5 protein-coding genes, 1 tRNA gene and 2 pseudogenes are annotated in these 13,065 nt (G+C 67.0%); 2 read left to right on the forward strand and 6 right to left on the reverse strand.

All coding sequences use genetic code 11. The annotated features are described in order from the left end of the window. Window positions 1-3: 3 nt before the first annotated feature. On the reverse strand, window positions 4-2,688 hold the full coding sequence (polA, locus tag KY500_RS07385; protein WP_219902940.1) for a DNA polymerase I: 2,685 nt from the start codon (window positions 2,686-2,688) through the stop codon (window positions 4-6). Window positions 2,689-2,745: 57 nt separating this feature from the next. Between polA and KY500_RS07390 the strand changes: the two genes are divergently transcribed. After that, window positions 2,746-3,186 (forward strand): hotdog fold thioesterase, encoded by a 441-nt coding sequence (locus KY500_RS07390; RefSeq protein ID WP_255579864.1) that lies wholly within the window; start codon window positions 2,746-2,748, stop codon window positions 3,184-3,186. Window positions 3,187-3,281: 95 nt separating this feature from the next. On the opposite strand, the gene KY500_RS07395 is transcribed toward KY500_RS07390, so the two are convergent. Then, complete coding sequence (locus KY500_RS07395; RefSeq protein ID WP_066595563.1) at window positions 3,282-3,887, reverse strand: ANTAR domain-containing response regulator; 606 nt, start codon at window positions 3,885-3,887, stop codon at window positions 3,282-3,284. A 38-nt stretch (window positions 3,888-3,925) separates the two neighbouring features. On the opposite strand from KY500_RS07395, the gene KY500_RS07400 reads away from it, so the two are divergent. Then, window positions 3,926-4,011 (forward strand) — tRNA-Leu (locus KY500_RS07400). A gap of 257 nt (window positions 4,012-4,268) precedes the next feature. Here KY500_RS07400 and pyk read toward each other — a convergent pair. The 4 genes and pseudogenes from pyk to lgt all read right to left on the reverse strand — a co-directional run bounded on the left by pyk (window position 4,269) and on the right by lgt (window position 12,924). Further along, entirely contained in the window at window positions 4,269-5,714 is a 1,446-nt protein-coding gene (gene pyk / locus KY500_RS07405; RefSeq protein ID WP_066595565.1) for a pyruvate kinase, read from the reverse strand. A gap of 89 nt (window positions 5,715-5,803) precedes the next feature. Then, a pseudogene (locus KY500_RS07410) lies at window positions 5,804-7,260 on the reverse strand (glutamate synthase subunit beta). Further along, a pseudogene (gene gltB, locus KY500_RS07415) lies at window positions 7,253-11,841 on the reverse strand (glutamate synthase large subunit). Before gltB ends, KY500_RS07410 begins: the two co-directional pseudogenes overlap by 8 nt. A gap of 117 nt (window positions 11,842-11,958) precedes the next feature. After that, window positions 11,959-12,924: a prolipoprotein diacylglyceryl transferase gene (gene lgt / locus KY500_RS07420; RefSeq protein ID WP_219903341.1), complete on the reverse strand. Its 966-nt coding sequence runs from the start codon at window positions 12,922-12,924 to the stop codon at window positions 11,959-11,961. Window positions 12,925-13,065: the final 141 nt, after the last annotated feature.

Here is a 13,065-nt window from a genome sequence, read left to right on the forward strand (position 1 = left end):
GCGTCAGTGTGCGGCGGCGTCCCAGTCGGCCCCGCGCCCGACCTGCACGTCCAGCGGCACCAGCAGCTCGGCGGCGGTCTCCATCCTGTGCGTGACGACGGCGCGCAGGGCGTCCCACTCCCCCGGGGCGACCTCGAAGATCAGCTCGTCGTGCACCTGCAGCATCATGCGGCTGGCCAGGTCCTGGTCGCGCAGGTCAGCGGCGATCCGGTTCATGGCGATCTTCATCAGGTCGGCCGCCGAGCCCTGGATCGGGGCGTTGAGCGCGGCGCGTTCGGCATTGTCGCGCAGCACCCGGTTGGGGCTGTTCAGCTCGGGGAACGGCCGGCGCCGGCCGAAGATCGTGGTGGTGTAGCCGTCGATCTTGGCCTGCTCCACGACGCGGCGGAGGTAGTCCCGCACGGCGCCGAACCGGGCGAAGTAGTCGGCGATGAGCTGCTTGGCTTCCCGGGATTCGATCCGCAGCTGGCGGGACAGGCCGAAGGCGCTGAGCCCGTAGGCGAGGCCGTACGACATGGCCTTGACCTTGTTGCGCATCTCCCCCGTCACGTCCTCCGGCGCGACGCCGAAGACCCGGGCGCCGACGAACCTGTGCAGGTCCTCGCCGGCGTTGAACGCCTCGATGAGACCGGCGTCCTCCGAGAGGTGCGCCATGATCCGCATCTCGATCTGGGAGTAGTCGGCGGTGAGCAGGCTCTCACTGCCGGGTCCAGCCTGGAACGCGGCGCGGATGCGGCGGCCCTCCTCGGTGCGGACGGGGATGTTCTGCAGATTCGGGTCGGTAGACGAGATACGCCCGGTGGCGGTGCCGATCTGCACGTAGGTGGTGTGGATGCGCCCGGTGTCGTCAATGGCCTTGTCGAGGGTTTCCACGATCTGGCGGAGCTTCGTCGCGTCGCGGTGCTTGAGAAGCAGGTCGAGGAACGGGTGCGGGTTGCTGGCCTGCAGGTCAGCCAGGGCGCCGGCGTCCGTGGTGAAACCGGTCTTGTTCGCCCGCGTGCGCGGCATACCGAGCTGGTCGAACAGGACCTCCTGCAGCTGCTTGGGCGAGCCGAGATTCACCTCCCGGCCGATCTCGGCGTATGCGCCGGCGGCGAGGGTTGCGGCCGTGTCGCCGAGCTGGGTGGACAGGGCGGCGAGTTCGTCGTGGGCGACCGCCACACCAGCCAGTTCCATGTCGGCCAGGGTCATCAGGGTGGGCATCTCGATGTCGGTCAGCACCGAGCGGGAGCCCGCGTCGAGCTGGGCGACCAGGGTCGCGGCGAGGCGCACGGTATACCAGGAGTCCACGGCGATGCCCCCGGCGACGCTCTCGTCCGGCACGAGCTGGTTGGGGTCGACCACGGGCAGGGTCTCGTCGAGGTAGCGCTTGACGAGGTCGGCCAGGGTCTTGTCCGGGCCGCCGGGCCGTAGCAACCAGCCGGCCACGAGGGTGTCGATGGCCAGTCCGTCCATACTCAGGCCGGCTCGCGTGAGCGCCTTCACCTGCGGTTTGGCATCGTGCATGACCTTGGGGCTCGGGCCGGCCAGCCATTCCTCGAGGGGAAGGTAGTCGGCACGGTCGGGCTGCCAGGCCACTGTCGCGATCTCGGTGACCGTGGCCAGGCCGAATCCGATCGGCAGACCGTTCTGCATGTCGACGGTGACGGAGATCGCGGTGCCCGCGCGGGTCACCCGGTCCAGCCAGGTGGCCAGTTCCTCGTCCAGCAATTCGCGCTCGACGGGTGCGCGGGCCGCGTCGGGGGCCTCGGGGGCGGCAACGGCCGCAGCCGGAGTGGCGTCGACACCGTTGCCGTTCCCGGCCTCGATCTTGATCACCCGGTCGAGCAGGGTTCGGAACTCCAGGCGTCCGAACACGTCGCGCACGGCGTCCTCGTCGATGGGTCCGCGCGCCAGGTCGTCCAGCTCGACGGGCAGGTCCAGATCGGTCACGAGCCGGTTGAGCCGGCGGTTGCGGATCGCATTGTCCTTCTGCTCGCGCAGGTTGGCGCCGACCACGCCGGTGATCTCGTCGGCGTGCTCGAGGATCGCGTCGAGACTGCCGAATCGGTCGAGCCACTTCACGGCGGTCTTCTCGCCGACCTTGCTGATGCCGATCAGGTTGTCGCTGGTCTCCCCCACCAGCGCGGCGACGTCCGGGTACTGCTCGGGGGCGATGCCGTACTTCTCGCGCACCTTCGCGGGGTCGTACCGGGTCAGAGCCGAGACACCCTGGCTGGCCGGGTAGAGCAGGGTCACGGTGTCGTTGACGAGCTGGATGGTGTCGCGGTCGCCGGACACGACGTACACGTCGTAGCCCTCTGCTGTGCCGCGCACCGACAGGGTCGCGAGGATATCGTCGGCCTCGTAGTCGTCCTTGGTGAGCGTGGTGATGTTCATGGCCTTGAGGGCCTCCTGCAGGAGCGGCACCTGGCCCTTGAACTCGGAGGGAGTGATGGCTCTAGTGCCCTTGTACTCGGGGTAGTCCCTGGTACGGAACGAGAAGCGGGAGATGTCGAAGGCCACGGCGATGTGGGTCGGCTTCTCATTGCGGAGCAGGCTCAGCAGCATCGACAGGAAGCCGTGGATGGCATTGGTGTGCTGCCCGTCCCTGGTCTGGAAGCTGTCGACGGGGAGGGCATGAAATGCCCGGTAGGCCAACGAGTGGCCGTCGATGATCATCAGGGTAGGCTTTTTGGATTCCGACACGGACCCAGCCTACAAGCCGCATCCCGGCCTGGCTGAGCCGGCACTCAGAGGGTGGTTATGACCGAACACGACATGCCCGACAGCGGCGCCGACTACCTCGCCTGGACGAAGGCGCGCGGCGCCGGCGACCTCGCCGACAAGATGGGCATCGAGTTCACCGAGTTCTCGCTCGACCGCGCGGTGGCCAGGATGCCCGTCGAGGGCAACACCCAACCGGCCATGCTGCTGCACGGCGGCGCGTATGTGGTGATGGGCGAGTCGCTCGGGTCGATGTCGGCGAATCTGCACGCCGGGGCCGGCAAGATCGCGGTGGGTATCGAGATCAACGCCAGCCACACCGGCTCCGCCACCTCCGGGTGGGTCACTGCGGTGTGCACGCCCATCCACCTCGGCCGCACGCTCACGACGCACGAGATCGTGGTCACCGACGACCGCGGCCGGCGCTGCTCCACCATTCGCATCACCAACCTGATCATGGACCGTCCCGCCGGGGCGTGACCCGGCGGTCGAACCGCGGACGGGCACGAAAAAGCGGGTCCCTCACCGAGGGACCCGCTTTTTTCGTGACGGGGGTTGGTGCGTCGTGGTCCGGGTTACTTCTTGGCGCTGAGCTGTTCGATGATGGCCTGGGCCACGTCGTGCATGGTCAGCCGGCGGTCCATGGACGCTTTCTGGATCCAGCGGAACGCCTCGGGCTCGGTGAGGCCCATCTTCTCGTTGAGCAGGCCCTTGGCGCGGTCGACGAGCTTGCGGGTCTCGAAGCGCTCGACGAGGTCGGCGACCTCAGCCTCGAGGGTGATGATCTGGCTGTAGCGCGAGAGGGCGATCTCGATCGCAGGCAACAGGTCGTTGGGCGTGAACGGCTTGACGACGTACGCCAGGGCGCCGGCCTCGCTGGCGCGCTCCACGAGCTCCTTCTGGCTGAACGCGGTGAGCAACACGACGGGCGCGATGTGGGCCTTGGTGATGCGCTCAGCGGCCGAGATCCCGTCGAGGTGAGGCATCTTGACGTCCATGATCACCAGGTCTGGGCGCAACTCGGTGGCCAGGGCCACGGCGGTCTCGCCGTCACCGGCTTCACCCACGACTTCGAATCCGTTGTCACGGAGGATCTCGACGATGTCGAGCCTGATGAGGGATTCATCCTCCGCTACGACGACGCGGCGGGGGGGTACTGGAGTTGTCTCTTGGTCGGTCACAGGCAAAAGCCTACGGTATTCTTGTGCAGGTGTTGTGAGCCGGTGTGGCGGAATGGCAGACGCGGAGCACTCAAAATGCTTTGTTCGAGAGGACGTGTGGGTTCGAGTCCCACCACCGGTACCACATCACCGCATGCCCGCCCCGGTTGAACCCCGGCGTCGGGCATGCGGTGTTTAACCCGCCGGGCCGCTGCGCGGCCGCCTGCGCGTCACATCACGCCCCTCCCGCTCGCTGTCCGTCTGTGGCCTGCACAGGCGTCCACCGGGCGTGCACGGCCGCTCAGGGGTCGTCTGCCGGCCTGTCGTTCCGGGGGAAAGACAACAGCCCCGCGGATTCCTCCGCGGGGCTGTTGTCGTTCTGCCGACTACCGGTACTGCTGGTTACTGCTGGGCGTACGCCGGAGCGACACCGTTGTGGGCGTCACCGATGCGGTGGACCCGGATGTCGTTCGTGGAGCCCGCGATTCCGGGAGGGGAACCGGAGATCACAACGACCTTGTCGCCGATCTCGGCCAGGCCCTGGCCGAGCAGGATGTCGTCCACCTGACCGAACATCGAGTCGGTGTGGGTGACCGGCTCGACGAGGTACGTCTGCACGCCCCAGGTCAGAGCCAGACGGCGACGGATGCCGGCGTCCGGGGTGAAGGCCAGCATCGGGATGCTCGAGCGCAGCCGCGACATACGGCGCGCAGAGTCGCCGGACTCGGTGAAGATGCAGAGGTACTTGGCCTCCACGAACTCGGCGACCTCGATGGCGGCCAGCGTGATGGCACCGCCCTGGGTGCGCGGCTTGTTGGTGAGCGGAGCGATCCGCTCCAGGCCGTGCTCCTCGGTCGAGGACACGATCCGGGCCATCGTCTGCACGGTGACCACGGGGTACTCGCCGACACTGGTCTCTCCACTGAGCATGACCGCGTCCGCCCCGTCGAGAACGGCGTTGGCGACGTCGGACGTCTCCGCGCGCGTCGGAACGGGGCTGTGGATCATCGATTCGAGCATCTGCGTCGCGACGATGACGGGCTTCGCCATGCGGCGGGCCAGCTCGACGGCGTGCTTCTGCACGATCGGCACGGCCTCGAGCGGAAGCTCCACACCGAGGTCGCCACGGGCGACCATGATCGCGTCGAAGGCGTCGACGATTCCCTCGAGGGCCTCGACGGCCTGGGGCTTCTCGATCTTGGCGATGACGGGAACCTTGCGTCCCTCCTCTGCCATGATCTCGTGCACCCGGTCGATGTCCGCGGCGTTCCGCACGAAGGACAGCGCGATGAGGTCGGTGCCGAGGCGAAGGCCCCAACGCAGGTCTGCCTCGTCCTTTTCGCTCAGGGCGGGCACGTTGACGGCAACGCCGGGCAGGTTGATGCCCTTGTTGTTCGACACCGGGCCGGCGACGATGACCTTGGTCGTAACGACGGTGCCGTCGGTTTCGACGACCTCGACCTTGACCTTGCCGTCGTCGATGAGCAGGAAGTCGCCCGGCTTGACGTCGTTCGGCAGGCCCTTGTAGGTCGTGCCGGACAGTTCTTTGGTGCCGAGGATGTCTTCGGTGGTGATCTTGAAGATGTCTCCGACGGCCAGATCGTACGGGCCGCCCTCGAACTTGCCGAGGCGGATCTTCGGGCCCTGCAGGTCGACCATGACGGCGACGGCGCGTCCGGAGTCGTTGGCTGCCTTACGCACATTGGCGTAGACGCCCTCGTGCACGGTGTAGTCGCCGTGGCTCAGGTTCATGCGGCAGACGTCTACGCCGGCGTCGATAATGGCGCGGATCTGTTCGTAGCTGGATGCTGCCGGCCCGAGGGTGGCGACGATTTTCGCGCGTCTCATTCTGGTGGATCTCCGGTTTCCGCGCCGGTCTGGCGCATTGGTACGTTCGGTTGAGTGGAGAAATGGGCAGCGGAATTCACGTCGTTCGCTCAGATGGCAAACGAATGATCCGTCGGCTTCACCGGGGCGGGCAGTTGAGTCTCGCCTTCGAGAAACCGATCGACGGCTGCCGCAGCAGCGCGCCCTTCGGCGATCGCCCATACGATGAGCGACTGACCTCGGCCTGCATCTCCGGCAACGAAAACACCCTCGTGGCTGGTCTGGTAATCACTATCACGCACGACATTACTCCGGTCGTCGAGCGGTAAGTGCAGCTCATGGGTCAATTCGGTGCTGTCGGGGCCGGTGAAGCCCAACGCCAGCAACACCAAGTCCGCCGGAATCTCGCGCTCTGTGCCGGCTTTGGGAACCCGGCGGCCATCGAGATATTCGGTCTCGGCAACCCGGATCGCCCGCACTTCGCCGGCCTCGTTGGCCAGGAATTCGATCGTGGAGGCGAGGTACTGGCGGGTGCCACCCTCTTCGTGGGCACTGGAGACCTCGAACAGGGTGGGCGACAGCGGCCACGGCTGGTGATCCGGGCGGCTGTCACCGGGCTGCTTGCCGATGGCCAGGTTGGTCACGGATGCCGCCAGCTGGCGATGCGCGGTGCCGATGCAGTCCGCACCGGTGTCGCCGCCGCCGAGGACGACGACGTGCTTGCCCTCCGCGGTGATCTGGTTGTCGACGGTGTCGCCGGCGCCCACCTTGTTCTGCTGCACGAGGTATTCCATCGCGAAGTGGACACCGGGCAGGTCGCGCCCGGGATCGGTAGGTCGCGGGGCACCATGGCACCGGTGGCGACGACCACGGCGTCATAGCGAGCGCGCAGGTCGGCCCAGGTGATGTCCACGCCGATGTTCACTCCGGCGCGGAACCGGGTGCCCTCAGCGGTCATCTGTGCGAGCCGCCCGTCGAGGTGCTTCTTCTCCATCTTGAAGTCGGGGATACCGTAGCGAAGTAGGCCGCCGATGCGGTCGTCACGCTCGAACACGGCCACGGTGTGACCGGCCCGGGTGAGCTGCTGTGCGGCGGCGAGACCGGCCGGGCCGGAGCCGACGACGGCGATGGTCTTGCCGGTCAGGCGCCCGGGGGGCTGCGGGACGACCCAGCCCTCCGCGAAGGCCTGGTCGATGATCGACACCTCGACCTGCTTGATCGTGACCGCGGGCTGGTTGATGCCCAGCACGCAGGCCGATTCGCAGGGCGCGGGGCAGAGACGGCCGGTGAACTCGGGGAAGTTGTTCGTGGCGTGCAGACGTTCGATGGCCTGCCGGCCCTCGTCGCGCCAGGTGAGGTCGTTCCATTCGGGGATCAGGTTGCCCAGTGGGCAGCCCTGGTGGCAGAACGGCACACCGCAGTCCATGCAGCGGCCGGCCTGACGCTTGAGCACGGCCGAGTCGCCGGCCTCATAGACCTCTTTCCAGTCCATCAAGCGGATGGATACCGGACGACGGGCGGGAAGTTCCCGATCCGTGGTCTTCAGGAATCCCTTCGGGTCAGCCATTGGTTACCTCCAAGATACGGTTCCAGACCACGTCGCCGTCGGGGTCGAGACCCTCGGCGACAGCGCTCTGCCTGGTCGCCAGGACGGCCGCGTAGTCCCGCGGCAGTACCTTGACGAAGTTCTTCAGTGTGGTGGCGCGGTCGGCCAGGAGCCGTGCGGCCAGATCGGAGTCGGTCTGCGCGAGGTGCTGTTCGAGCAGGTCGGTGACGATCTCGATGTCGGCGCTGCCGAGGGGCAGCAGGGACAGTTCACCGGATTCGAGCGAGTCGCGGTTGACCTGTTCGGTGCGCAGGCCGTACACGTACGCGGTTCCGCCGGACATACCGGCACCGAGGTTCCGGCCGGTGCTGCCCAGGATCACGGCGAGTCCACCGGTCATATACTCCAGGGCGTGGTCGCCCACGCCCTCCACGACGGCGGTCGCGCCGGAGTTGCGCACCAGGAATCGTTCACCGACGATGCCGCGGATGAACATGCTGCCCAGGGTGGCGCCGTAGCCGATGACGTTGCCGGCGATCACGTTGTCCTCGGCGGCGAAGACGCTGCCGCGGTCGGGGCGCACGATGATCTCTCCGCCGGAGAGACCCTTGCCGACGTAGTCGTTCGAGTCTCCCTCGAGGCGCAGTGTGATCCCGCTGGGCAGGAAGGCCCCGAAGGACTGTCCGGCCGAACCGGTCAGCGTCACGTCGATCGAGCCGGCGGGCAGGCCGTTCTCGCCGTGCCGGAGGGTGACCTCGTGACCGAGCATGGTGCCGACGGCGCGTTCGGTGTTGCGGATCGGCAGGGCGATCTTCACAGTTCCGCCGTGCTCCCGGCCGTGTTCGAGCACGCTGGCGCTCTGGCGGATGAGTTCGACGTCGAAGTGCTTGTCGAGCTCGTGTTCCTGGGCGCGGCCGGACTGACGGGGCTCGCCGGCGGAGAAGTCCGGACCCACGAGGATCGGGGCCAGGTTGAGACCGGACGCCTTCCAGTGGTTCAGGGCACCGTTGACGTTCAGCAGTTCCTTGCGCCCGGTGGCCTCCTCAAGGCTGCGGAAGCCGAGCTCGGCCAGGTACTCGCGTACCTCCTGGGCGATGAACTCGAAGAAGTTCACCACATAGTCCGCCTTGCCGCTGAAGCGCTTGCGCAGCTCGGGGTTCTGGGTGGCGACGCCGACCGGGCAGGTGTCCAGGTGGCAGACCCGCATCATGATGCAGCCTTCCACGATGAGCGGTGCGGTGGCGAAACCGAACTCCTCGGCTCCGAGCAAGGCACCGATGACGACGTCCCGGCCGGTCTTGAGCTGGCCGTCGACCTGCAGCACGACGCGGTCGCGCATGCCGTTGAGCATCAGGGTCTGCTGGGTTTCGGCAAGGCCGAGTTCCCAGGGCGTGCCCGCGTGCTTGAGCGAGTTGAGCGGGCTCGCGCCGGTGCCGCCGTCGTGCCCGGAGACCAGGATCACGTCGGAGAGCGCCTTGGCGACGCCGGCCGCGACGGCACCGATACCGGACTGGCTGACCAGTTTGGTGTGGATGCGCGCGGTCGGGTTGGCCCGTTTGAGGTCGAAGATGAGCTGTTTGAGGTCTTCGATCGAGTAGATGTCGTGGTGCGGGGGCGGCGAGATCAGACCGACGCCGGCGGTGGCGTGACGAGTGCGGGCCACCCACGGGTAAACCTTGGTGGGCGGCAGCTGGCCGCCCTCCCCCGGCTTGGCGCCCTGGGCGAGCTTGATCTGGATGTCGTCGGCATGCGTGAGGTACATGCTCGTCACGCCGAATCGGCCGGAGGCCACCTGCTTGACGGCGCTGCGACGCTCGGGGTCGAGCAGTCGGTCGAGGTCCTCGCCGCCTTCACCGGTGTTGGACTTGCCGCCCAGCCGGTTCATGGCGATGGCCAAGGTCTCGTGCGCCTCCTGCGAGATGGAGCCGTAGCTCATCGCGCCGGTGGAGAATTTCTTCACGATCGACGCCACGGACTCGACCTCGTCGATGGGAACGGCCTTGCGCTGGCCCACGTTGAAGGTGAACATGCCGCGCAGCGTCATCAGGCTCTCGGCCTGATCGTCGACGAGTTTGGTGTACTCCTTGAAGATGTCGTAGCGGCGGGTGCGCGTCGAGTGCTGCAACCGGAAGATGGTCTCCGGGTTGAACAGGTGCGGCGAACCGTCGCGGCGCCACTGGTACTCGCCACCGGTCGCGAGGCGCTCGTGCACCGTGACGGCCGCATCCTGCGGGTAGGCACCCACGTGTCGTTCGAGGTTCTCCGCGGCGATCACGTCGATGCCCACACCGCCGAGCTTGCTCGTGGTGCCGGTGAAGTACTGGTCGATGAACTCCTGGCTGAGTCCGACGGCTTCGAAGGTCTGAGCGCCGGCGTACGACGACACCGTGGAGATGCCCATCTTGGACATGATCTTGAGCACGCCCTTGCCGAGCGCCTTGATGACGTTCTTGACGGCCTTCTCGGGCGTGACGGTGGTGATGAAGCCGCTGCGAACGAGATCCTCGCAGGTCTCCATCGCCAGGTACGGGTTGACGGCGCTGGCGCCGTACCCGATCAGCAGGGCGACGTGGTGCACCTCGCGCACATCGCCGGCTTCGACGACGATGCCCACCTTGAGGCGGTTCTCGGTGCGGATGAGGTGGTGGTGCACGGCCGCGATCATCAGCAGCGACGGGATCGGGGCCAGGTCCTTCGTGCTGTCCCGGTCGGACAGCACGATGAAGAGCGCGCCGGCCTCGATGGCCGCGTCGACCTCGTGGCACATCTCCTCGATGCGGGTGGAGAGCGCGCAGGGGCCGTCGTCGAAGCGGTAGAGACCACGGATCGTGGTGGTCGTGCGGCTTCCCGGTGAGGTGTCGATGTGCTGGATCTTGGCCAGCTCGTCGTTGTCGATCACAGGGAAGTCGAGCACGACTTGGCGGGCGTGCTCCGGACCGGCTGAGAGCAGGTTGAGCTCAGGGCCCAGGCCGAGCTTCAGGCTCGTGACGACCTCTTCGCGGATCGAGTCCAGGGGCGGGTTGGTGACCTGGCGAACTGCTGGGTGAAGTAGTCGAAGAGCAGCCGCGGGCGCTCACTGAGCACGGCTATGGGCGTGTCGCTGCCCATGGCACCGAGCGGCTCAGCGCCGGTACGTGCCATCGGCGCGAGCAGGATGCGAACCTCTTCTTCGGTGTACCCGAAGGTACGCTGGCGGCGCACGACGGATGCCGGCGGGTGCACGATGTGCTCCCGGTCGGGCAGGTCCTTGAGGTTGATCCGCCCGGCATCCAGCCAGGAGCCCCACGGCTCGCTCGCGGCGAGCTCGCCCTTGATCTCCTCGTCCTCGATGAGGCGACCAGCCTCGGTGTCGACGAGGAACATCTTTCCGGGCTGCAGCCGGCCCTTCCGCACCACGCGCGCGGGGTCGACGTCGATGACGCCGATTTCGCTCGCGAGCACGACGAGGCCGTCGTCGGTGATGACGTACCGGCCCGGGCGCAGTCCATTGCGGTCCAGGGTGGCGCCGACGAGCGTGCCGTCGGTGAAGACGATGGCGGCCGGGCCGTCCCACGGCTCCATGAGCATCGAGTGGTACTCGTAGAAGGCACGACGGTCACGGTCGAGGTCGGGCTGGTTCTCCCAGGCCTCAGGGACCATCATCATGACGGCGTGCGGCAACGACCGACCGGACAGGCTGAGCAGCTCGACGACCTCATCGAAGGAGGCCGAGTCGCTGGCACCGGGGGTCACGATCGGGAAGAGCGGGTTGAGATCGCCGAGCAGTTCGGATTCGAGCTGGGACTGGCGTGCGCGCATCCAGTTGCGGTTGCCCTGAACCGTGTTGATCTCGCCGTTGTGCGCGATCATGCGGAACGGCTGGGCCAGAGGCCAGGACGGGAACGTGTTGGTGGAGTACCGGGAGTGCACCAGGGCGAGCTTCGAGGTGAAGCGCTCGTCGGAGAGGTCCGGGTAGAACGGTTCGAGCTGCAGCGTGGTGACCATGCCCTTGTAGACGATGGTGCGGCAGGACAGCGACGCGAAGTAGGTCTCGAGTTCCCGTTCGGCGCGCTTCCGCAGCCGCACGGCCTGGCGGTCCAGGTCGATCCCGGAGGGCAGCGAGCCGTCTTCGGTGGTGCGGGTGCTGGCTACATAGAGCTGCTGGATGGCGGGCATGGCTGCCCGGGCCAGGTTGCCGACCTCGTCTGGCCGCACGGGGACCTCGCGCCAGCCGAGGATACTCAGGCTCTCCTGGCGCGCGATGGCCTCGATGGCGCCCTTGACGGCGCTCCGTGCGGTCGGCTCTGTCGGCAGGAACACGTTCCCGACGGCGTACTGTCCGGCGTCGGGCAGCGCGAACGTCGAGACGGCGCGGAAGAAGTCATCGGGAATCTGGGTGACGATTCCGGCGCCGTCACCGGTACCGGCGTCGGATCCGACCGCACCACGGTGCTCGAGGTTGCGGAGAGCGTCGAGGGCACGCGTGATGATGTCGTGCCCGGCCGTACCCCGGAGGGTGGCGACCATGGCGAGACCACAGGCGTCGCGTTCGTCGTGCGGGTTGTAGAGCCCCTGGGCTGGGGGAACACTACTGAACCGCGAGAAGAGAGGTTGCTGCGTCATTAGACCGTCCTCACGAAATGACTGGCAGGTGGGGACGCCGTTGGCCCGCTGGAAGAGGAGATACCGGCCGCCCGGTATGTGGGGCGAAAAACCGTGGACCGGGTGGGATGACCGCGGTTAGGGGCGTGAGTCGGTGGTGCTTGTGGCGTCGACCTCGCGTGATTCAACGGGTTCAGCAGCCTCATTGCCGTGATCCTCGATGTCGGAATCGGATTCACCAGATTCTACCTCAGGGTTCACCGGCTTCCACTCGCGGCCCGGCCGGTAGGGGCTGAGTTCGGCGCCGGTGTGCCGGCGGCTCTGCACCAGGATGATGACCAGGCCGATCACGATGGCGAACAGCGCGGCCCACACATTGGTGCGGAGGCCGAAGAAGATCTCGCTGGGGTCGACCCGGATCGACTCGAAGACGCTGCGGCCGACGCCGTACCAGATCAGGTAGACACCGAAGGCGCTCCCCCAACGCAGGCGGAAGCGGCGCTCGAGGATGAGGATGACGGCGACGCCGACCAGGTTCCAGACGATCTCGTACAGGAAGGTCGGGTGGAACAGAGTGCCGGCGGGCAGGCCGACCGGGAATGCGGCGTTGGTGGGCTCGATCTCGAGGCCCCAGGGCAGCGTGGTCGGCAGACCGAACAGCTCGTGGTTGAACCAGTTGCCGAGGCGTCCCATGGCCTGGGCGAGCAGCATGCCCGGAGCCAGGGCGTCGGCGAAGGACCAGAACCGGATGCCTGAGCGACGGCAGCCGATGTAGGCTCCGACCGCTCCACCGAGCAACGCTCCGAAGATGGCGATGCCGCCCTTCCACACAGCGAAGACGTCCCAGAGGTTCGCGCCGTCGTAGAAGTAGTCATTGGGGTGCGTGAGAACGTGGAAGATGCGAGCTCCCACGATGCCGAGCGGAACGGCCCAGAGGATGATGTCGAGCACCACGCCCGGCTCGCCACCTCGCTTGGTCAGTCGACGGCTGGTCAACGCGGTGGCCGCGAAAATGCCGATCAGGATGCAGATCGCATAGGCGTGGATGCGGAGCGGCCCCAGGTCGAAGTAGCTCCACTCGGGGCTCGGAATGCTCAAGGGCATAGACACGACAACAACCTTTCATCGTGACCCATCGGTCACTGGGAGCCGGTCGAATGACCGCCTCGGACAATTTACCCTAGAACACCGCTGTCGATGATCGTGAGGCGATCATCGTGCGCCGGAGAGTGGAGAGCAGGGGGA

This window comes from Cryobacterium sp. PAMC25264 (genome assembly GCF_019443325.1).
Taxonomy (GTDB): Bacteria; Actinomycetota; Actinomycetes; order Actinomycetales; family Microbacteriaceae; genus Cryobacterium.